The sequence below is a fragment of the Micromonospora sp. NPDC003241 genome (assembly GCF_053589795.1).
In genome coordinates this window covers 1-24,173 of the sequence record NZ_JBSFSO010000005.1, presented here as the reverse complement: position 1 = coordinate 24,173, position 24,173 = coordinate 1, and the positions used below count along the sequence as shown (strand labels likewise).

The window sequence follows — 24,173 nt, the reverse complement described above, 5'->3', positions numbered from 1 at the left end:
CCCGGCCACATCAACATCCCCGCCACCGAAGGCCGCCCCGCCACCAGCGCCGACATCACCTACGAAGGCGGCAACACCCTCTACACGTACGCCGACAACAGCGTCGTCACCTACAACGCCAGCGGCAAGATCCTCAGCGAACAACGCCCCGACGGCACCACCTACAGCGACTTCGACGCCGACAACCGCCCCGGCCACATCAACATCCCCGCCACCGAAGGCCGCCCCGCCACCAGCGCCGACATCACCTACGAAGGCGGCAACACCCTCTACACGTACGCCGACGACACCGTCATCACGTACAACGCCCAGGGCAAGATCGTCACCGAGGAACGCGCCGACGGCACCACCTACAGCCAGTTCGACGCCGACAACCGTCCGCACTACGTCGACATCCCCGCCACCGAGGACCGGCCCGGCGTCACCGCCACCATCAGCTACCGGGACGGCAACACCGTCTACACGTACGACGACGAGAGCGTCGTGACGTACGACTCGGAAGGCCAGATCCTCACCGAGGATCGTGGCGACGGATGGGTCATCACGTATACGGACGGGGCGCCGACGTCCGGCGTCAACTCGGAGACCCGGGAGACGGTGACCATCACGCCGACGGCCGGCGGCGGTTTCCAGTGGACCTACTCCGGCGGCACGACCATCTTCCGCAACTCGGACGGTGCGGTCACCAGCATGGAGCAGAACGGCTGGACGTTCACCACCTTCGACTCCGAGGGTCGACCGACGTACGGCACCCAGGGCACCAAGACGGTCACCATCGAGTACGGCACCAGCGGCAGCGACATCAAGTGGGCGTACACCGACAACGGCAAGCCCTCGATCACCGTGATCACCAACGCGGACGGCACGCCGATCACCCAGATCAACCCGGACGGCACCCAGTTCACCTTCGCCGTCGAGCTCGACAAGCTGGCCGATGCCGCCAGGAAGGTCGCCACGGAACGAGACGCGCTGGAAGGCAAGCTGAACGAGATCAGTAAGGAGTTCCGCACGCTGCGCGACTACTGGATGAGCCCCGCCGGCAAGAACTTCGCGCTGTTGCTCGATCAGGTCGACGGTCTGAGCGGGCAGGTGCGCGACGTGCTCAACGAGGCGATCCGGCGGATGAAGCACACGCACACGATGTACACCGACGTCGAGGAGCAGAACACCAGGAACCTCACCAACAACCGGTGAGCCGCCGTCCTCAGCGCACCTCGAACTCGTGGATCGAGTACCCGTACCCGGGCATCGCCTTGGCCGTGCCCATCATGCGGACGTAGCGGACCGGAGTGCGGGTGACGGCGATGTCGACGGTCCCGCCCGCGCCGCTACCGGTCTGGTAGACCGTCCGCCACGTCCCGCCGTCGGCGGACACCTCGACCCGGTACGCGGTCGCGTAGGCCCGCTCCCACCGCAGCCGGACCTCGGTGACCTGCCAGAGTTCACCCAGGTCGACGGCGAGCCACTGGGTGTCCGGGGTGAACGCGCTGCCCCACCGGGACTCCCGGTCCCCGTCGATCGCGCTCGACGGGCGATAGATGGTCTCGAAGCTCGACGCACTGGCAGTTCCGGAGAGGGCCAGGTTCCGTCCCGAGCTGTTCACCCGACCGGGCATCGCCGACGACGCCGCCGGCTGGGGGGTGGGGGTGGCACTCGGTGCGGGGGACGGCGACCCGGTGGGCCGGGGCGGGGCCACCGGTGCGGGCACCCGGTCGGGGCGGCCCGATGACGCCGGGCTCTGCCCGGGAAAGCTCGGGCCGGGGGCCGCACTGGTCTGGCCGCTGCTGCCGGACGCGGGACTGACCGAGGTGGACGGAGCGTCGGCCGGGTTACCGGACGGGTCGGAGGCGGCCGGGGTCCCGGCGGGGATCTCCGGAAAGCCCGGCGGCGGCGGTACGGCGTAGCCCGGCGGCGCGTCGGCACCGGATGGTTGCCCGGTGGGACTCAGCACGTACCCGCTGGCGACCGCCACCGTCAGGACCGCCACCGCGGTCAGGATCTGGGCCGACATCCGGGGCCTGCGCCGCCGCCGGCCGTCCGGCCCCGACCCGGACGGGTGTCGCCGTTCATCGTCCGGACCGGCCGATGGCGACGACGGCCGTCGGGGCGCTTCAGTACACGGCGGGCGCTCGGCCTCCGCATCCTGCTCCGGCGCCGGCTCGTCGCGGCGGACCGGACGGACGGCCTCGTGGCGCGAAACCGGACGGATCGGATACTGCATCGTCGGCTCGGCCACCAGGTCGGGCCCGGCCGTGGCGTTCCCACCGGCGTGGCCGCCCGAGAGCGGCGCGGTCTTCTCGTCGGCCCCGGACCCGGACCCGATGGCGCTTCCGCGTTCGGGAATGCGCCCACCAGCCGGCGCGACCTGGTCGAGCTTCGAGTTGACCGGGCCGGCGATTGACGCCGGCGGACCGGACATCGGCGAGACTCCGCCGGTGATCGGCGTCGACGGGCCGACTCCCGACGGGACCGGGTCGGCGATCGGCGAGCCCCGACCAGGGATCATTACGGCCGGTTTCGCACCCGTCGTCCTCGGTCGCGCCGCCGGTACGCCCGAGCTCGCGCCGCCTGCACCGGCCTGCGGGGCACGCAGCACGACGGTGCGCTGCACCACCGGGGCCGCCAGCGCACCCTGCTCCGAGGCCGGCGTCGGGACCGCATCGTCCCCGGCCGCCACCGCGAACCGGGCCGGCGACAACTCGACCCGCCGACGGGTTTCGGCGGGCATCCGGCCCAGCAGCGCACCGAGCACCGGCAAGACGTGGTACCGGGGCGGTTTGCCGGGTACGCCCACGAAGATCCGCACCTTGCCGGAGGTCCACGGGTGCGACCGCACCAGACGTGCGGCGTGCTCCTGCTCGGGTGGCCGCACCCACAGGCCGGACTGCGTCACCTCGGCCACCCACCGTTCACCGAGCCGGAAGACGTTCTCCGCCAGTTCCGGGTAGCCGTCGAGGCCCCGTACCGGCCCGACGGGGCGGGCCGGGCCGTCGGGCGGAAAGCTGAGGGCGGTCGCGATCGGTTCCCAGGTGGCGGCCGAGTGGTCGACGGCGAGACTTGTCGGTCGACCGTCGGGCGTGAGCGCCGGCAGGCCGGTGTGAACCTGCACCGGGACACCCGACTCGCGAGCCAGGCTCGTCGCCGCCGCAGCCGTCGTGGTCACCGACCCGTAGGAGGCCAGCACGAGCTGCTGCCGCAGCCGCGACGGGAGCCGGTCGAGGAACTCGACGATGGCGTCCGCCTCCGGCTCCGGCTGCCCGGGCCGCCCGAACAGCAGCACCGGCCGATCGGCGTCCATCGGTACCCCGTACGCGGGGTCGTCGTAGTCCGGCATCGGCGTGCCCGGCAGCCGACGGAACAGCCACATCCCGGCCGGTACGGGAAGCAGTGCCAGGTCACCCGGGCACGTCGTGGCGCACAGCTCGTCGACGTCGCTCTCCCACGGCGGCTGCGGGCTGCGGTGCCCGGCCGGGACGGTCACGCCGTCCGGGGTGTGTCGCAGCCAGCCGTCCACCGCGAACAGCGAGCCTCCGGGGACCAGCAGCACCTCGGCACGGGGCACGTCGAGGGTGGCGGTCAACTCCCGAGCGAGCCGACCCATCAGGCCGCGACCGGCCGCCCCGGCCACCGCCACCCGGGCACGGCTGCCCGGCGGCACCGCGATCGGCAGCACCGTTTCGACGAACGACCAGTCCTCAACGGTGTCGAGCGGCCCGATGACCGTCACGACGTCCCGCTCCGCCACCAGCCCGGTGGCCGCCGCGGCGACCACTCCCGCCGGGTCCGCCCCGACCACGGCCACCCGGTCACCGACCCAGTTCAGGGCCGAACCGAGCTTCCGGAACCGGCTGGTGTCCGCGAGCCAACCCGGGGACGACTCCCCAGCCTGCTCCGGCGGGACACCGTCCACCAGCGACTGCGCATCGGAGGTACGGCCTCGCTGATCACGGATCATGCCGAATACTACGAGCCGGAGGTCTCGGATGTTCAAGACCTCCGGCCTGCGGTGATCGTCAGCCGCGCCAGGTGCGCAGGTTCGACCACTCCGCCTCGGTGTAGTTGTTCCAGGCGAGGTTGGCGGCGTTCGCAATGTCGCCCAACGCGCCGTCGACTCCGAACAAGCCGTTTGCTCCGGCGTTCCACTGCCCCTGGAGTCCGACGTACTCGTCGTGGGCCTCGCCGACCCAGCTCTCCTCCAGCGGCACGAGCTTGGCCTTCAGGGTGACGAGCATGTCGACCAGTTCGTCGGCCGTGCTCTTGAGCCTGCCACCGGCGAACTCCAACTCCGGGGGCACCCGGATGCGACTACCCATACTGTCGGTCACGCGAACTCCTCCACTCGGGCGGGCTGAAGATTCCGGTCAGGCTCCGGGCACAGGCCCTAGGTTCGCCGTCGGAATACCGTTGATCTCGGGCATGGTGCGCACCGTCGTCTCGTCGGCCATGGCGTAGTTCCCGGCGTTGCGCTGCAGGCCTCTGGAGATCCCGGTCAGGGCTTCGTTCAGCATCCGGCCGCAGCTGTCGTACTCGTCCATAGTCTGCTTGTATGCCTTCGAACCCGGCCCCAACCAGTACGACGCCAGGTCGTCCACGTCCCGTCGCAGTGCCGCGAGCCGCGCCTGTAGCTGCGTTGCGGTGTCGCTGCAGGACTGCGAACCGTCCAACAGCATCTGCGGCGTGATGTCGACTAGCTTCATAGGCCCTCCCGGTCGATGCCGCTCGGCCTCCTGGCCGTCCGGACGGCGGTCCCGTCCCAGCCTGCCCTGCCGACACGGGACCGCGACAGTCACCAGTTCCAGGGACATCGGCCGCACCGGACGGTGAGGACGCCCGGTGCGGACATAAAGGGACTACCGGTGATACGGCGAGTCGTGCCACCGTGCGGCGAGTCGTGCCACCGTGCGGCGGGGATGTCCTGGGCACGGCGGCCGGCTCAGAGCACCGAGCGGCGGAAACCATCCCAGGCTGGCGGTGCCGGAGAAACGACCGGGGGGTGATGGTGTGCCGGTCGCTCACCAATGCCGGGAGATTCTCGTGGTGGCGGGCCGGCTGGTACTCACCGGTGAGCTGACGCAGACCGGGCATTCGGCGGCGTTGGCGGCCACGCTCGCCGCGGTGCGACCGGTCGACGCGGCCCTGGTCTTCCTGGCGGAGGAGAAGCCCCGTTCGGCGGTCGGCGCGGACTTCCTCCACGGGCAGCCGTTCTCCGACCAGTTTGTGCTGGTGCCGTGGGAGGTCGAGCGCTGGGCGGTCGGCGGGCGCCCCCTGGTGGACGACGCGACGGCGGTGGAGAAGCTCGCGGATCTGTACCGGGTGCAGGTGCAGGTACCGGTCGGGTCGGCGCGCTCGGCGCGGCTGGTGCCGGTGGATCAGACGGGTCGGGAGACGTCGTGGGACGACGCCGTGGCGGTACGAGGACTGCCGTGGTCCCACATCGCAGCGCGGGAGGCGGTACGCACCGCGATCGAGATCGCGTCGGACCGCACCTCGCCGTACTGGACCCGGATCGAGACGTTGGCCGGGCGGTTGGCGGAGTCGCAGCAGCGGTTAGGGGTCTCGGTGCCGTCGGCGGCCGTCGCGATGGCGTTCCGTCTGGTGCGGCACGGCCTGCCGCCGAGGCTGGACCCGGCCGAGCTGACGCGGAAGGTGATGCCGGCGTCGGTGACCGACGTGTTGTCGGTGACGGGTGGCGCACCGGCGCCGACGGCGGATGTCCACGCGCTGCTCGACGGCCTGTTGCGGGTCCCCGACTCGTCCGCGCTGGTGCGGATGCGGCCCGGTGCGGGTACGGGTGAGCTGGGCTGGTTGGTCGCGCACGACGAAGTGGTGTGGTGGTTCGGGGCGTCGCCCGCTCCGGGTGGTGGAGTGGGGCCGGTCGTCGTGCCTGTGGGCCAGGGCTGGGTGTCGGCAGCGCTCCGCGATCCCGCGACCCATGTGGTGGTGTTCGGCCCGGACGGACGGGCGACTTTCCTGAACGCCCTGCTGCGCGACGCGGTTGACGTTCCAACGCACGCTACGTCCCGGCCGTCTCGGTCCCCCGGCGCGGATCCCGAGTCGGAGGCGTACTGGGAACACAGTTGGTTGGGCGCCCCAGGCGCCGCGACGGACTCGGCCGCGACGGCGGAAACGGTCCAGACGGTGAATCCGGCCGATCTGGTAAGACCGGCCGAGGAGCCGATGCCGGGGATCGCACGGCCGCAATCCCCAGAGGAAGCGGTGCCCACCGGCACCGGCACCGGCACCGTGACGAACAGCGGCGATCTTAGTTTCGGCGGGCGTCAGGTCTATCTGGGCAGGAAGCACCGCCGCAGCAAGGTCGACTACTGGTTCACCACGACAACGGTATGGGCGCGCCGGCAGGACGGCGGTGGCGAGGTCATGGTCATTTACCCGCGACCGGTCCTCGACCCGACTCACGGCTCGCCGGAGATGAGCCACAGCTGGACACAGCCGCCGAGCGGCCGGGCGGTGTCGGGCACCGGCATCGTGAAGCCCAACGGCAGGCTGAGTGTCGACAATCATGGCGTGCTCCTCGGCAGGATGCACAGCCATGCTCGGGTCGACTACTGGTACGACGCGACGACCGTGTGGGCGCGCCGGCAGGATGGCGGCGGTGAATTCATGGTCACCTACCCGCGACCCGTCTTCGACCCGACCGCCGCAGAGCCGTCGGCGGTGGTAGTGGAGGATCGCTGGCTGCGACCTCGGAGCGAGCAGGCGGTCACCGGAAACGGCACCGTGACGGGCACCGGCTACCTGAGCGTTTTCGGTCGGCACGTCCGTGCCGGGAAGAAGTACCAGGGCAAGGTCGATTTCTGGGTCGATAAGACGACCGTGTGGGTACGCCGGCAGGACGGCGGCGAAGAGTTCATGGTCACCTACCCGCGAGCCGTCTTCGACCCGGCCCGCAGCAAGCCGGAGGTGAAAGACGGCTGGCCACAGCCTCGAAGTCAGCAAGCGATCGCTGGCGCCGCCGCCATGACGAGCGACGGTTATCTGCTCGTGGACGGGCACAGCGTACGGCTGAAGAACCGCAGTCCTGGTCCGGCCGTCTACTGGTTCGACAGGACGACGGTGTGGGTGAGCCGGCCGGACGGCGGCGACAAGATCATGGTCACCTACCCGCAGCCGGTGTTCGATCCGACCATTGCAGGCACGGTGCTGATCGAGGGCTGGCCGCAGTATCCCCCGGGCGTTTCGGTCGCACTCCCCGGCACCAGCAGTCAGCCCAGCGGGCCGGATGGCCCACCTGATCCCACGTCACTCCTGCTGGCCGGCAGCCCGATGGGAACGTTCGACCCGGAACCGCCGCCAGGGAGCACCGCCGCTCATCCGGACGAACATCTGGAACTCGACGCCAGTCCGCCCGCTCCCGCCGAGGTCCCGGTGGCGGTCGACCTACGGCCGCCGGCTGTGCTGGTGCCGGGTGAGTTCCCACTGCTCGTCGAGGAGGTGGCGTTCATCTCGGCGCCCGACGCCGAGGACGCCGCCGACGATGCGGCGTCGGACCGCATGGACGTCGACACGTCGTCCGAAGTCGACGAAGCGACGCCGGACCGCATGGACGTCGACACGTCGTCCGAAGTCGACGAAGCCGCGCCGGGCCGCGTGAATTCGTTGGCCGAGAGCCTGGTGAGGGATCACGCGCCGCATCTGCAGTACTCGCGATGGGAGGCGGTGACCTTCGATACTGCGGTCACCAGTCAGCGCGTCGTGCTGCGTGACCTGTTGAGCGCCGAGCAACTGACGAGATGGCGTACCTCTGGTCTGTTCGACAGCGGTGTGGTGCTGCACCCGGCGCGCGGGAGCAGACCGGACGACCGGGGGATCCGGCTTGTGGTACGCGCGGAGCCAGCCGACGCGTACCAGCATTTAAGCGCAACAGATTCCGCGCAGTGGTATGCCGCTCCGTTCCTGGTGACCGTGCGGTGGGAGCATGCCGGGCATGCGCCGAGGGTTGACCTGCCGGTGGTCCGCGCGGCGCTGATGCAGTTGCGAGCGTTGGTGTCGGACGAGGTGTTGTCCGGGCCGGGGCTGCGGGTGGCGCGGCGCGGGGCCGAACTGGTCGGTACGGGTGAGAAGTTGGCCGCGACAGTGGACCGGCTGAAGCTCGGGGTGCTGAATCTTCCACCGGAGGCGGTGCGCCGGCGCCTGGCGCGGGTGGCCGCCATCGATCCGGTGTCGGTACGGACACTGCACGACGCAGTCGTCGCGGAGATTGAGGCGGGCCGCTGGCGAGCGGCCGAACGGCAGCTGATGTGGGCCGACACGCTGCACCAGGTGTTGTCCGGGCCAGGGCTGTCAGGATTGCTCACGGTTGCCCTGCGCCCCCAGGGCGCGGCGGCGGGCCCGCTAAGGCTCCGGATGGCGCTGGTCGACGCGATGCCCCTGGGCACGCTCCGCAGAGACGACGTCGTCCATCGACGGGTACGTGTCGGACTACTGGTGCAGATCGAGCCAGCGGACGTGCGTGGCCTGCCGCCGCTTGTTTTCCGGCTCGCCGGCGCACTGGAGCTGGTGCTGGACACGCCCACCGCGGACCGGTTCGTGCACGAGACGCCACCACCGGAGTACGAGCCGATGTCGGTGCCTGCCCCGCTGGAGAGTCAGCAGCCGCAGACCGACGACATCTTCCACAGCGACGGATGGACCCGGCTGGTCAGCGACCTGGGTGTGACGGGCCGCGACGAGGCCAAGGCACGGCAGTGGGTACGTCTGATCGAGAGCCTGCCGGACCCGGACGAGGTCACCGCTCTCACGGTCGACGCGATCGCGGCGTCGCGTGGGCCGCACCCGACCGACGCTGAGGAGCGCGCCTCGGCGGATCTCGTGGAGTCGGTCCGGCGGGCGTGGTACGCGGTCGCCCAGGATCTCGGTCTGCCGCCGAGCGCCCTGCGGATCTTCGGTGCGGAACTGGTCACCGTGGTAAAGGATCGTACGACCGGTGTCAGGGTGGCCACGGCCGGCGAGCTGCTGACGGGGTTGCGTGAACGGTTAGGGCCGTTCGGGGTGTCGACCGATGTCGAGGTGGTGTATCTGGCTGAACTCAGCGCCCGACTCGGACTGGGTCCGGAGGATCTTCCGTCGTTCCGCTGGCTGAGCGAGCGGGGGGTGCCGCTGGAACTGGTGCATACCCTGCCGGACAGGTTGGCCGGACGGTCCGTTGCCTGGGCCGCCGAGCAGGTCCACCGGGGCGACGACATCGCCGGTGTAGCAGAGGAACTGGGCCTGATGCTCATTCCCATCGGGCTCGGAATGTCGGCCCGGGACATCGGGAAGTCACGCAAGCAGGTGGTGGCGACGCTGGCCGGGCAGCTCGGCCTCGGGCCAGTCACCTCGACCGACGCCCAGGGTGAGCGCCAGGCGGTGGAGGCAGCCGCTCCGGCCACCGAAGAGACGGCCGCTCCTCCCGCCGGCGAGACGGAGCGACCGCCGGTAATGAGTTCGGCCAAACGGCTATCGACGAAGGGCCGGGTCGACCTGGCCGGCCTGTTGGCCATCCGAGAGATCATCTGGACCGCAACGCGGATCATCGGCACCGAGTCGGCGGGACTACGGCTATATGAGGTGCAGAATCTGGGCGAGCGCGTGGCAGAGCAGGTGGGACTGATCGCTGAGGAACTCGGGTTCAAGTCGCTGCAGCATGTCACGCGGTATGCGGAGTTGAGCGGCGGGCTCGGATTCCCAGTCACCGATTTGAGCAACCTCATGCCGTCAACCCACCTGACACAGCTCGTATATCGGTTGGTCGGCAACGTGCCGATGCCTCAGATCACGCGGTTCCTGGACGAAGTGGCTCCCGCCCGGCCGATTCGGCAGTCGGCTGATCTGAGACCTGGTCCGACACTGGCGTCGACGAGGTTGAGCGCGCGGGACGCCGCCGGCTGGGCCGACCGGTGGAAGGTGCCCGAGGAGCAGGTACGGAAGTTGGCCGAGCTCCCCTCGATTGACCTGCCGCGCGTAGCCCGGATGGTCGACAAACTGCAGCTGCCGAAGGAGCAGATCGCGCAACTGCTCGACGTCATCGCGGAGACGGGCCAGGTGCCGGACCGTCTGGACTGGTTCGCCTATCGGGCCGGGGTCGAGCCGGAGATCGCGCTGGATCTGTCCTGGCGGTTGAAAGTGAAAATCCTGGATCTCCTGCCGATACGGTCGATTCTGAACCGGCTGGCGGTACGTGCGCCCGAGCGGTCGGACGACCGGCTGACCGTCGAACACCTGGTTCGCCTGCTCACGCAAGGGCCGAACGGTGAGCCCGTGTCACCTCCGGCGTGGACCTTCTGGGTCGGGGCACACCTGCCCACTGGATCAGGACCCGACGGGCTGACCCCGAACGAGTTGCACGACCTGATGTTCAGCAAGTTCCGGGTGGGCCACGCCAACACTAAGGAGTATCACCAGCGTCTCGCGGGCATGGACTGGATCGGGCTGCTGGAGCAGGCGATGGACGAATCGGCGCGCCGGTTCGACGAGGACGAACCTCCGCCGGCCCGCTCACAGCTGCCGCCAGCACGCGACTCGGACCTGTGGCTGGCCCCTTGGCTCGCCGAACAGGTAGGCATCCCGCGCCATGAGGTCGGGAGCGACCTGATCGACCGTCCGTGGCTGGACCATGTCGCCGTACTCGACGCCGCCCGTGATCTGGCGGCGCCGGTGCCGACAGCCCTGGCCTACGCCCGCCGATGGGGCGGACTGAAGGCCGCCGACGTCCCACCGCTGCCACCGGACGCACATCCCGACACCGTGACGTGGCTGTTCGGCATGGCTGCACGGTGGGATGTGCCGCTAATCCAGCTCGGGCCGATCGTGGCGGCGCTGCCGCGCCAACAGGACCCGCCCAAGGAGTTCCCGGCGCTCGCCGACGACGTGCTACGACGACTGTGGCCCAAGACCGACAGCTTCGGTGAGACGGACATGTTCTGGGCCGCGCGGGTGCCGCTGGCGTTCCTCACCGACTGGAGGCTGGCTCCGACCGACTGGACGGGTGATCAGGTCGATCTCGGGTGGTGGCTGACCAGTGTGCTGGGTCTGCCCTCCGCAACGAACACCGGCGCACCAGGATCGGCGATGGACACCGACTCCGATGTCGGCACCGCCGGCGATTCGGATGTCGAGATGGCGGACGAGTCGGATGACGAGACGTCCAGCGTGTCGCATGTCGAGCCGATTGAGGGGCTCGTCGAGCATCTGTGGGACGACCTGACCGATCACCACCGTGCGCAGTACTTGACGACCCTGTCGGAGATGGCTGATCAGCTCGGCCTCGACCTGCACCGGCGCTACGAACTGTCCGCAGCGCTACGGGTCAGCATCTGGTGGGTCACCGGTTTCAGCGTCCGGATCGGGCAGGTGCCCGACATCGAAGAGCATGCGTCACGGCTGGGCGTCCCGTCGGACAAACTGTTCGCGCTGGCCTCCGTCCTGGGTGTCGATCCAGCAGTCATCGACCCACAGGACGACCTCGAACGGCTCAACGACGCCGACGAAGCCGGTGCGATGAGGTTCGCCGCGGTGGGCACGGTCGCCGACTCGATCCGAAGTCGCCCCGACTGGCCGGCGCGGCAGTTGACCGGCACGTACACCGACCACCTGTACAACATTGTGCTCGAGCAGGGCAGCGTTCCACCGAAGCTTGTCCACCAACTCAACGGAGACGGTAGCTGGCTCGGTCTCCGCGGTCTGTTGGAAGTCGCCGCAAGGGCAGATGTCCCGGCGGAGTCGCTCGCGGTGTACGCCAATCTGAGTCGGCCGCCGAAGGGGGCCGGTGGCGGCGGCCCGGCCGGGCCGAGCCGGGTCATCGAGGCCTATCAGAGGCGGCAGCGGTTGGACGAGGAGAGGTACGGCCTCGACACGTCAGACCTGTGGCCGGTGTGGAACCACGACGGCTCGGCGACCCTCACCCGAGGCGACGTCGCCGAGGTCAGCGCCGCAGCCCTGCGGTACGCCGCGCCGTATCAGCGCGCCGAGGTGTTCCGCCGGATCACCGCCCACGCCGGTCGGCAGGACGCCCCGCAGAATGTCGCCGGTCTGATCCGGGCGATGGGCGCGGCTGCGGGACCCAACTCCGCACCGCACGAATGGTTGAGCCCGCTGCTCCGGGACGCACCCGTGCCGGACGGCATGTCGATCAGCCTCCTGTCGTCTCTCAACGGCGCTTCACCGCAGGCGAAGAGTGCCTTCGCCAACCTGTCGGACGTAGCCGGTGTGAGTGTGGGGCGTCCCACGGACGGCCGGTACTCGTTGCAGTTCACGTTCGGCTCGGGGTGGGGCGGTTGGGCCGGTCTCGCGGACGTGCTCGACACACTCAGAGACCTGAAGTTCACGGTCAACGAGGCGACGGTCGAGGTCAGGACGGGGTACGGCGCGGACGCCGCCGCCTACCTCCGCCTGGCCCACCTCTACTACGCACATCTCAACGCGTTGGACCAGATCGGCCTCGCGAGCAGAAGAAACCCACCGCCACAGTACGGCTATTCGAGCTTCGCCGGGTTCCTCCGAGCCCACCGCGAGGCCAGTGGCCTGTCCGTCGAAGTGGCCTGGAAATCCACCGACGCCGTCAGGCTTCGACTGGATGCCCGGAAGGAACTCCTGTGGCCCGGCATACCCCAGGCCGGGCTCCGGATCATCGCAGAGATGGTGGAACTCGCCCGCCGACCGTTCCCCGATCCGCAGTGGTGGGACTGGCCGTTCCGGCCGCCCGGCGACCACGCGGACGACGCCTTCGAACTGGGACTCGACGGGTGGCGGCTGGTGGGACTGCTCGCCGACGAGTCGACCCGCGCCCAGGCCGCCGCGATGGTGACCATCTTCCGTCCGTTGCGGGTTCCCTCAGATCACCCGATGGCGCAGGGCTTGGGTCCGGTCCGGGACGACCCGACAATCCCGGCGGTGCTGCCACCGGCACACGAGGTGCCGGAGGCCGATCTTCTGGCCGAGATCCTGGCCGCCGGTCAGTCGACGGCGGGACTGGACGCGGCCACGGCCACAGTCCGGTTGACCGATCCGGCCCTGGGGATGTCCTACCGAGCTGCGGTGTTGCGGGCGGCCGGTGGCGACCAGGTGTTCGTCCCCGGTCGGTTGCCGGGAAATCAGCCCGTTTCGGATGTGCTCCGTCAACTGACCAGCGGGCAGCTGAGGTTGCCGGACGAGGCGGTACGGGCGGCGTACCACGCAGTGTCGCAGGTGCCCGACACCGCAGCCCTGCGGGATCTCCTGCACCGGAACGAGTGGGACACGCTGGTCCTCGACTCGACCACCGTCGATGCACACATGGGTCGGCCCCGGGTGCGGCGCGATACTCTGCCGGCGACGTTCGAGGCGAACGCCTCGGACAGACACGGGAGGTGGCCCGAACCGTCGGAGACAGTGAACTGGCTCCGGCATCGGATCGACGCCGGCCGACCACCCGTGCCGTACTTTCTGGCGAACGCACTGGGGGGCCTGGGCGATGCCGGATCAGGGCGGACGTTCGCTCTCACCATCGACGGCTCGTGGAGCGACGACGTGCCGGGTGAGCCGTGGACGTGGGTGGCTCCCGAGGACCGTCAAGACCCGTTCGCCGACGCGCTGGCCGGCGCACAGTCTGTGCTGAACGCAGCACAGTCCACGGCGTCTCCGGGTCGCCGCAGGTCGCGGCTGAGGATCGAGCCGGACCCGGAAGAAGCAGACATGTTCGTCATCCACGCTACGGAACTCGTGGACAGCGCACCGGTGTGGCGAGCGCTCGGAGTCGTGGTCGAGGCCATGCGGCGGTACGGGGTACTCGTCCAGAGGATGGTGATCACGGCCGACTACGCACCGCTGCCGGCGGCGGGGACCGGGCAGTCGGTCGACCGTCAGGCGGCGCTGGAACGCCTCGTTCGCGCCCACGAGGACGCGCTGACCCGGTTGTTCGGTTCACCGGAACTGCCTTGGCTGAACCCCGCTGCTCCGCCGGAGGTGGGCGCGCCCGGAGCGAGACCCCATGCAGTCGAGGTCGGCCTCACCTATCCCGGCATCCCGGTGACCGGGCTGGGTGGGTTGCAGGGCCCAGTGCTCGTGGTGTGGGCGCTCCTGGCGGCCACGGCACGCCCTGGCTTGGTGGCCTCGGTCCTGCCCGGCTCCGCTGCGGATCCGGTCGGCACGAACTTCGCCACGACCAGGTCAGAACCACAGCAGGTGCGGGGGTGGTTCCTCGACCCGTCGGGAGGACCGCAGCTGGTGGCATTGTTGGCAGCCCTGAGGTTGGACCAGGCAGGACGCGCGCAGGTCGCCGCGCTGTTCCACCTGAACTCGTGGTATCCACCGCTGGAACCCCACTCCAGATCAGTGCGGGGCATGGGCGATGGTCCGGTGTGGCCGGTCGTCACCACGTCGGAGCATCCCGCCGCGTTCGTCGCCGCAGTCGCCGGGACGGCCCCGGAGATGGCAGTTCGCGACGCCGTCACCAACCTCGAGTCCCTCCGCCTTCCGCTGGACTACCTGCAGGGCGTCCAGCGGCGGGCCGACGCGTACCTGCGCTCGGCACCACCGGTCACCGATGCGGATACCGAGTTGACCCTGCGAGAGGCAAGCGTGGCGGGGCTCTGGGAGGAACTGGGGCGCAGCGGCGCGACGGTCGGCGCCTGGCACGAACGGTTCCAGCGTGAGCAGGTCGGGCTGGGCGAGCTGGCCGGAGGCGGATCGCCGCCCGGCCCGATACCGAGCCTCGCGTCGGAGGCCCGGAGCCTCCTGGACACCATTCCCACCAGTGGTGCCACCGTCGAGGACGTGGCCATTCTGGGTTCGGTCGCGTCCTGGCTGGCGTCGAGGACAAGACCCAGAATGAATGTGGCGGGCGAGAGCCAGGTCGATCTGCTGCGTCGCGAGATCGCGGCCCGGCTGCACGCGGCGACGCCCGCACCTCATCCTGCCGCGCTTACCTCGGCCGGGGAGAGGCAGTGGGCCCACCGGGGTTTGCTGGGGGCGATCCTCGATGCCGCGGCGGGGCAGGGCGTCCCACTCCCTCCCGAGATCCACACACCCAGCCATCTGCGGGACTTCGTGGCAGGGCTGCTGACGGCCGAGCCAGCGCGGTTCGCGGACGTGGCCGGTGGGCGCGGCGCCCTGCTGGCCGAGGAGTTGCCCTTCAGCACGCTGGCCGTACTCCTCGCCGGTTACCGCGCCCCGGAGCCGACGCCGGAGCAGATCGGTCGGTGGCGGGCCGAAGCGTTAGCCGCAGTGCGGCGTCGGCTGCCCGATGCGGACGACCACACGATCCGGGAGGCGGTACGGGCCGCGAGCGGCGCGCGAGTCCGGGAGCACCGGCGCAGCCAGTGGCGGGCGGAGTTCACCCGACGGGTGGAACAGACGACTCCCGCCTTCAGAGCACAGCTCATGCGGGCACTGACCAATTCTGATCCGCTTCGTGTGAGGTTGGTGCACCTCATCATCGAAGCCACCGCGACCAGCACGCGGCATCTGCAGGAGGGCCTGGTACAAGTCGACCTGCACGCGACGGCGCTGGGCCGACATCTTCCGGCGACCATCGCCAGGGCGCTGAACGTCAACATCGTCGTCCACAGCGACCGGAGCCCGCCAGTGCAGACGTACCCGGGCCCCCGTCGAGTGCTGCACCTGTCCCGCGTCGATCAACACCGAGACGGGCCGTTCGACAGGTACCAGCCGTACCTGTCCCCTGTCGGAGTGGAGCCGGCCCCCTCATCGACCCGGCGGCTCGCCGATGCGCTGGATCCACACCTATGGAACTTCGCCCGGGAATGGGTACGCGAGCGGTACCAGCTCCTCGACGGTAGCCTAGGCTGGAACGAGCAGCGGATGACGTGGTTCCAGCTGGTGGGTCTACTTGCCCGGTGGATCGACCTGCCGCCGATGACGACGTTCGTCGACGTTGACAGAGCCCACGCCCAGGCCGTCTTCGACCCAGGGCCATGGCGGATGGACCTCACGGTGGCATCGGTCGACGAGACTCTCGTCGAACTGATGCAGCAACTGCTCGTGGCTGAGGTAGTCACGATGCAGGCCCAAGCAGAAGATCGTAAACCTCAGATGTCCCGCCATACACCGAATCAAGACGCCCTCAATCACATGTGGAACACCCGCGATCCGGGCGACGATCGGCATGAGGAGTGGCCCCGCTACTACGCCAACGCGCGGCTACAGAGGGACGTGGTCAAGCGTGCGCGAGATCTGCTCTCGGAAGCAGAGCGCCGGCTTTCCACCATCGGGCCTATCGAGGCATTGCCCCGGCTACGACACCGGTTCGCGCAGGGTCGACGTGCCGCGCGGTGGGAGTACGCCAACGCACTGACCAGAGACGCGCATTATGATTCGGTAGCCCAGACGCAGTTCGATCTTCAGCAACAGCTTCTGAAGGCCGGTTCGACGCGAGACTGGCGGACGGCACCGCATACGCAGATGCCACAGATCGGCGGATTTGAGTCGGTCGACCTGGGGCCAGCCGGGACTTTCCTGCGCCCGGCAGGTTCTCGGACGGAACCGCCGGCCCGGTTGTCGGCAGCGACTCACCGCCTTGTCGTGGTGGAGGTCGGCGACGCCGCCACGGCGCCTCATGTGTTGACCCAGGTCCGTGGTGGCCTGCCCAGCACGGCGCTCGTAGAGCTGGTGACGTCCGGGCCGGTGAGCGCACCGCAGGCCATGGAGCTTGCCCGGCTGGTCGGCGACGACCGAACACTGGTGCTGGCCTCGGAGCAGGTCGTTCCCGGCAATCTCTTCGATCACTTCAATGCCTACTCACGCTCACACACACCGACCTTCGGCCCGTTCGCGACGTACTTCACCGTGCATCCTTCACCACAGCCGCACACCGTCAAGATCGCCGGTCTTGATCTGCTCCACCTCGGAGCCGGCAGGTACGAGTTGCTGACGGGCTGGGACCTCGTCCTGGTCGAGAACCGCCTATGGATTCGACCGACCGGCTACCCAGAGGAGCTGGCCTATTCCGGTGCGGCCCGGATCGTCATCGGTGCACCAGATCAGCCAACACCATGGACAGTGCAGCAGTTGGGCGAGCGGCTCGCCTTGGCCATCACCGTCGATGCCGACCTCGCTCACCAGGGGTTCGTCCATACGCTCGGACGGTCGGGCTCGATGCAGGGGCCGCCACGCCCCAACAAGAGTGTCATCAACGCCATCGATGACCAGGCCACGCGGCTTCACCGGCAAGCCTTCCGAGGCGGCAACCCAGCCACCGAGATTGATGTGCCGGTCGACGCCGATCCCGAATCCGCTGAGGAGACTCTGACTGTCAGCCACGTGGTTGACATGTTGCTGGACCTCGCCGGCACCGATCCTGCCGAAAGCGACATCCAGGTCCTGATCGGCCAGCTCGATCGCCTTGCTGAACAGCAGGGCATCCAGCCGAACGATGCGACGCCGAACGGAGCGCGACTTGCACGCACCAAATTGCTGCGCTGGGCGCTCGACAAGCTCACCGAGGCAGGCATCGCCGGGCTGCTGACCGACATCAACCTGTCACCCCGAGCTGAGACGCTGACCGGCAAACCCGCTGAGTTGACCGAGGCACCGGTGGCGGTGCAGGCACCCGACACAACCGCAGCAACGAACGACCGGCAACCGATCGACGACGGCGATACGGGACATGTCGGGACTGGTCAGGCCCAGCAGCCACTGCTGCTGCCGGTCCGGTCCGGGGTGTACCTGCCACCCGCCGACAACGACATGGCTCGCCTCCCCGCGATCAACAGCCTGCCCCGCTACCAGCGCTACGTATCGGCCTTCGCGACTCTGGACCCCGCCACGGCAGAACTTGTCGCCGGCGCCCGTCGATACGGGCCGGGCAGGTTCAACGACGAACTCACCGCTGCTGGTGTACCGGCGGACGCGAAACTGTCGCTGACCCTCTCCCCACGCACGGGCAACGGTATCTCCCGCCCCACCGCACAACGGTTCGCAGACGAGTTGTGGTCGATCCGCGGCATCGCCGGGATCGTCAGCACGACCGACATGTCGGTGCTGGTCGACCCGCTGCACGCCGTGCCGAGGGTGCTGGCCGGATGGCTCGGTCAGGCGGACTGGTCCGATGCCCAGCACTACCTCCGCCAGCACATCGCCGACCTCTCCCAGCGAGAGAGCATCGAGGCGATGCACGCAATCAGTCTCCACGATCCGGAGAACCGCATGGCGGCTCCCTACCGCGCGATCCTCGACCTCGTACATCTCGCCGGGAGCGTCGCCGAGCCGACCGACGCGCCGCACCTACCTGCGGCGGCGGGTCCCGACGGCACGCAGCCGTGGCTCGTGCCGGCCGGTCCCGTGCCGACGGCGTTCGCGTTCGACTACCTTCAGGTGAGGACCGATCGGCAGGCCCGGAAACCGTGGAACGACCAGCTCCTCCAGATGATGTACGAACGGGAGGCGTTCCGAGAGCTGGCAGTGATGCTGGCGTGGGGCGTCGTGGAACGCGGGGAAGGCTCGACTCAGGGCCGGCGCGTCGGTCTCGACTACGGGCAGGGCAACGCGTTGGCCTTCGCTGCCGTCCACCACGTACTCAGGATGTCGGTGACCCGGGCACGAACGCCCGGGCCGACCGGAAGCTGGCCAGGCATCGATGCGGTGGACGCATGCGTGCTCGATCCGCTCGACAAGTCGTTCTGGGTGCTCCGGATGGACGAATTGCGCGCTCAGGTGCGCGAGTTCGGCATTCCCGGCCACCCCGACCGCAACGGAGTGCCGGCACCCGAGCACGAGAGGCTGCTGAACCTGCTGATCGAGAAGTTGGCGAGCTGCTAGGCAGCGGCCCGGAGGCCCGCCCGCTGCTTCCTGGCCCTGGAGCGGAGCCTGAGGCCCATCGGGGAAGCGGCGTGTCGGGCGTGGTGTCGAGAAGTTCGAGGGCGCTGTTGCGCATTTGCGCGTAGTTGGTGACGTCGCCAGCGGCGGTATGGGTGAGACTGCTGCGGGCGGCGACCAACGCGCGGACAGCCGGTGGTGTGTTCGCGGCGGCTTCTTGCGCCGCAGCAGACAGTTGCAGGGCGTCGAGGGCGTGGCCTCGGTCTGCGGCCTGGTTGACATGACACTCCCGCCGGCCCCGAGGACCACCCTGAATAGGGACTTTCACTGTCTTGGTGCCGGCTGCAATCGTGGACGGCGGCCGGGGCGTGTGGCGTTGGCGCTGGGCCTGTTGGTGTCGACGACGAGGCGAGGTGTCGGATGCTCGGCAGGAACGTTTGTAAAGAAATCATGGCCGTTCCTGGCGGGTTCGTGCTGACTGGTGCGCGGACCCAGGAGAGCCATTTGACCGCGTTGGCGAATTGGATCGCCTCGCCGTCCCTGGTCGAGGGGACGCTGATTCATCTGATCGAGGAGACGCCGCAGTCGGCGGTCGGGCTGGACTACCTGCACGGGCAGCCCTTCGCCGACGGGTTGATCCTGGCGCCGTCAACGGTTCGCCGTTCGCGTCCCCTTCCGGACCATGCCGAGGCGCTCGGTGACCTCGCCGATCGGTATCGGATGCAGCTACAAGTGCCGGTGGGCGAGGCCCGTTCGGAGCAGCCGGACCGACTCGTACCGGTCGACCCACGAGGGCGGGAGACCTCGTGGGAGGACGCCGCATGGGTGCGGGTGCTGCCGCAGTCGCAGGTGGCCGGGCGGCTGGCGTTACGAGCCGCGTACGAGCGGGTGGTGCGCGGAGACGCGCCGGGCCGGCTGCGTGTCGCGGGTCTGCTCGGCGACCTACCCGAGGACGGGCGCGCATTGATCCCACCCGGGACTTTGGCCGCCGCCGTGTACCTGGCCCGTTTCGGCACTGAGACGGAGGCGACGGGGCTGGTCCGGAAGCTGTTGCCGGTTGCTGTCGCGGACCTACCCGCGCTTGTCGGTGGGATCAGGCAGCCGGTGGACGCCGACGCACTGGTCGACGCACTGCGCGGCGCGTCGGGTTCGGCGGCGCTTGTGCTGTTCGACGCGCAGGCCGGGGCCCCCACGGCCGCGTGGCTGATGTCGGAAGGTGGGCACCTCTGGTGGATCGGGGCGGCCCCGGGCAAGAACGGCCCTCGGATCGTCACCGTCCTGGCCGACGACTGGCAGATGGCCGCGCTGCGCAAGGGCTCCACAACAGTGCTGCTTGTCGACAGGGACGGCCGGCCAACCGCAGTGGACACGCTCCGGGACCGGGATCCCGGTCAGGCGGTGCCTGCGCCGGCACCGGCGGTCGGGCAGCCCTCCGGGGACACGAACCGGGCCATACCGGCACAGACAAGCTTCACCGGCCACATCAGCGTCCAGCAGACGGTGCAGGGCAAAAAAGAAAGATTGCGAATTCCGGTGCTCGTCGACGAGCAGGGAGTGCACAGTGTGCACCCGGAGACGGGCGAGCCGACCGGCGCTGACTACCGCCTGACCAACGGCCAGTGGATGCCCCGACTACGAGGCGGCACGGGCCACGCCGGCCCCCCCTCACGCGACGCCAGGCTGCCGGCTGATCCCGATGCTGCTCTGGGCATGTCGACGCAGGACCCGTCCTCGGCCAGCCAGGCCACATTGACGCTTGCCGACACCGGCCCGGTCGTCGATTTCGCCTCTCGGATCGAGGATGCCGCTGTCGAGCGGCTAGGTGCACGCGACCTGGTCGCACTCCTTGTCGACGACGGCGAGGTGGTGGTGCTTGGGGAGATCACCACGGCTGGGTTCACCTCGGCGCTGGAGCTGCCGACCAGCGGCGGATACACGGTAAAGTTGGGACAGTTGCCGGATGGCAACCTTCTACTCGCCATCGCCGAGACCTACGACTCCACCAAGCCAGGCGCGGTGCGGTTGTTGGAAATTGCCGAGACCCCCGATGGGCCGACGGCACGGCCGGTGGGTGAACCAATTCTCCGCGACGACGGACGCATCACAGCGATGACCTTCGGGCAGCTGCCGGGTGGCAACCTGGCCCTCGCCATCGCTTTCGGTAGGGGTACGGAGCTCAACGACGAATTGGTCGACCAGCACGGAACGGTGCGGCTGTGGGAAATCACCGAGACCGCCGGTGGGCCGATGGCACAGCCGGTGGTCGGCCCACTGATCAGCGTCAACCAGGTAGTGGTTGCAATGGCTCTCCGACAGGTGCCGGGGGGCAGTATTCTCCTCGCCACCGGCCACCCTAGCGCGCCGACGCGGTTGTGGGAAATCACCGAGACCGCCAATGGGTCGACGGCACAGCCAGTGGGAGACCTACTGACCGACCACACCCCAATGACAACGGAAATGGCTTTCTGGCAACTGCCAGGTGGCGCTCTGCACCTCGCCACAATCAACGTCGAGCTCCCCACAAGCCACAGCGACGATCAGACCTTGGTGGTGTGGGAGATTGCCCGGACCTCTGCCGGAACACGCTTTCGACAGGTGTTCAACGGGCCGCGCGACAACGTCGACACGGTGCGGGAGGTAGCGTTCAGTGAGATCGACGGGCGGCCGCGGCTCCTCGTGGTCCACCAGAGGGGAGATGTTCACCAACTGGCTGTGCAGGAGGTGCTTGCGGGCTACGCGGAGCGGCCTGATTCGTTGATGGAGTCGTTGGTGTGGCTGCTTGACCAGGAGGCGTATCCGGGGTTGTTCGCTGGTTGGACTGCTGCGAATCTGCGGACGGCGATGCAGGCCTTGAATAACCACAACGACCTCGAAAGTCATCGCGGCCTTGTTGAGGTCTTCGCCGCACGTTTCGGTGTCCAGGTCCAGACCCAGTCGGGTCGGTCGGGATCTGCAAAATATGGTGCGGTGTTCGGGGCGGTTGGCCCGCTTCTGGTGTTGCAGGAGGACGATGCTAGTCCTGGCAGGTTCTCGCCGGTCCGTAGTCGTTTCGGGTTGACGCCGAGCAGTCCCGCGCCTGCCGTAGTTTTGCGCGGCCTTGAGAGCCGTTGGCAGGCGGCGGTGGATGGAGCGATAGCTGGTAGCCGGACTCGGCACGACGAACGGCTGGCGACGGATCCTGCCGAGTTTTCCGGGTACCCGCTGTTCGATCGGCTGCGAGAGCGGTACGAGTCGGCTGTGCGCTTCGTTGACCTGCTGCGAAATGCTCGTACGTTCGTCGGGATGGAACCACCCGTGCCCGCGGGCGCGGTCGCCTGGCTGGGAACTCTAATGCAGGCGGTGCGGCAGGCGGCTACCGCGCTCGACGACTACCTGCAAGACCCAGTGGCGGTGACGGCGGAGCAGATCGACCAGTTCACCCCGCCAGCCATCTCGGGGATGCAATCCGGCAATCATGACCAGCTGCGGATGTGGCGGCAGGTTTATGGCCCTGTCGAGCGGGTCGTGACCGAGTTCGGCACACCAGCGCATCCGGGTCCGCTGGCGCAGCGGCTACAGAACCTGGCAGCAGACCTGAGCCCCAGTGAGGCCAGACTGGCGGAGGCGGTGACATCACTCGGCTGGCGGCTGGCCGAATGGGGTGGATGGGCCACTGTTCGAGGCCGGCTCCTGGCGTACTGGGCTCAGCAACCGGACGCCGTGGCGTTGACCCGTGCGATGCACATTCTGTACTCGGCGCTGAACGACGATCTACGAACGCGGTTGAGCAGCCTCGCGACGCGGCAGGTGTGGGGTTCGCCGACACCACCGCCTGCCGCTGTCGAACGGTTCCTGCGGGCGCTTGTGCTGGCCGACTACAGCCTCCACGTGGGCGGGGCCGAAGAATCGCCGACTGAAGCCGTCAGCGTCGTCATGGATTCTCCGCAGGGACCGATGCCGACCCTCGACTGGGAAAGGATCAACCAGCAGTTCGAAAATCCTGACGGCAGTGCGGTGGACCCGAATCAACTGGTGACCGAGCCGGAGACCTGGTGGACGCGACACAACCGGGTGGAACCGCTTCTGGATCTCAGTACCCACCCGTCCAACGAGGTGGAACAGTTCCGGCGGGCTCTGACTCCTTCTCCTTCTTCGCTGCGGCTCCATCGGCCGGAGCCAGGCCTGGCACTGGTACCAACGTTCGACACCAACGGGGATGGCGCCGAGCAGTACCAAGCGATAATCGAAGCGGTAGCGACGCTGGCCGGCGCGGCGCGGCACTTCACCGACTACCCGCAGGACTCGTGGCAGATCGAAACCGATGCCGGCCTCGCGCTCGCATCCGGCCCAACCGTGGACCTACCAAATTGGGCGCTTCGGCCCACCGGTCCGCTCAACCAGGTGCTCACGGACAGAGATGGCCCTCCTATTCTGCGCGCTGCTGCCTGGCAGCTGGATGAACGCGATCTGATCGCATCCGCCGGGCCCGACCACAGGTTGCGGTTGTGGGAAGTCACCGCGGCTGGGGTCAACGAGTTGCGAGCCCTGTTGCCCATGATCTACACCGAGAACGTGTTGGCGGTGGAATTCGGGCAGCTGCGGAACGGGACCCTTCTCCTCGCAGCCGGCAACGCCTACGACACAGCGGTGCGGTTGTGGAAAATCACCGACACCCCCAATGGGACGTCGGCACAGTCGGCAGGCCGAGTGCTCAACGAGACCGGCCCCGTGACGGCGATGGACTTCGGGCAACTACCGAATGGCGACCTAGTCCTCGCCATCGGCGATGCCGTCGGGGCGGTCCAGTTGTGGGAAATCACCGAGACCACCACCGGGCCGACGGGACGACGGCTGGGAGACCGGTTGATCAGCGGCAACAACACGGTGACGGCGGTGACCGTCGGGCAGCTACCGGGTGGCGACCTTATTCTCGCCGCCGGCAACCAGGCCGGCGGCGAGGTGCGGGTCTGGAGAATCACCACGGCTCAGGTCACCGAAATTGGAGACCCGTTAACCACCGTCGGCGTCGGGATCGTGGCGGCGGTAGATTTCGGGAAACTACCGGGTGGCGGTCTTCTCCTCGCCGTCGGCTACACCGACCAGACCGCCGACCGACTTCACGACACGCTGAGATTGTGGGAATTCACCGAGACCGAGACCGGGCTACGGGTCCGGCAGGTGGACAACGCCTCACACGTTCCCTACGACGTGGCGGCCCTGTCGTTCAGTGAGGTTGACAGACAACTGCGGCTACTCGCGGTCACCGACGATGGCAGGACCGCCCGCTGGGACATCACCGACGCCTCGGAAGCCGGCATGTCCGGCATGAACGCGGCCATTACCCCTGAAATCGAGCCGATTGACGGCGAGCCGGTCCCGGACGGTTTTACCCTGTCCGGAGTCGGCACCGACCTGTCAACCGTCGTCGGCGCCCAACAAGCCGCACA

Annotated in this window: 6 protein-coding genes; 3 read left to right on the top strand and 3 right to left on the bottom strand. The window is 68.7% G+C overall.

From position 1 onward, the window contains the following. Positions 1-1,194 (top strand): WXG100 family type VII secretion target (locus tag ACWDVW_RS05960; RefSeq protein WP_449945382.1); only part of this gene is annotated, 1,194 nt, incomplete at its 5' end. 10 nt (positions 1,195-1,204) lie between these two features. Here ACWDVW_RS05960 and ACWDVW_RS05955 read toward each other — a convergent pair. From ACWDVW_RS05955 to ACWDVW_RS05945, 3 genes are read right to left on the bottom strand one after another with little or no spacing between them, the layout of a single operon-like run. Continuing rightward, positions 1,205-3,955 (bottom strand): galactose-binding domain-containing protein, encoded by a 2,751-nt coding sequence (locus ACWDVW_RS05955; protein ID WP_449945380.1) that lies wholly within the window; start codon positions 3,953-3,955, stop codon positions 1,205-1,207. Positions 3,956-4,013: 58 nt separating this feature from the next. After that, on the bottom strand, positions 4,014-4,325 hold the full coding sequence (locus ACWDVW_RS05950; RefSeq protein WP_449945379.1) for a WXG100 family type VII secretion target: 312 nt from the start codon (positions 4,323-4,325) through the stop codon (positions 4,014-4,016). A gap of 36 nt (positions 4,326-4,361) precedes the next feature. Continuing rightward, the gene (locus ACWDVW_RS05945; RefSeq protein WP_449945377.1) at positions 4,362-4,697 is read right to left on the bottom strand and encodes a WXG100 family type VII secretion target; all 336 of its coding nucleotides are present in this window, start codon (positions 4,695-4,697) and stop codon (positions 4,362-4,364) included. A gap of 304 nt (positions 4,698-5,001) precedes the next feature. Between ACWDVW_RS05945 and ACWDVW_RS05940 the strand changes: the two genes are divergently transcribed. Both ACWDVW_RS05940 and ACWDVW_RS05935 read left to right on the top strand, forming a co-directional pair. Beyond that, positions 5,002-18,750 (top strand): hypothetical protein, encoded by a 13,749-nt coding sequence (locus ACWDVW_RS05940; protein WP_449945375.1) that lies wholly within the window; start codon positions 5,002-5,004, stop codon positions 18,748-18,750. A gap of 417 nt (positions 18,751-19,167) precedes the next feature. Then, on the top strand, positions 19,168-24,173 hold a 5,006-nt coding region (locus ACWDVW_RS05935; RefSeq protein WP_449945373.1), incomplete at its 3' end, for a hypothetical protein.

What these genes read in the sequence shown, in the direction of transcription:
- ACWDVW_RS05955 (WP_449945380.1), bottom strand. Translation starts at nt 3,955, where the DNA reads ATGATCCGTGATCAGCGAGGCCGTACCTCCGATGCGCAGTCGCTGGTG.
- ACWDVW_RS05945 (WP_449945377.1), bottom strand. Translation starts at nt 4,697, where the DNA reads ATGAAGCTAGTCGACATCACGCCGCAGATGCTGTTGGACGGTTCGCAG.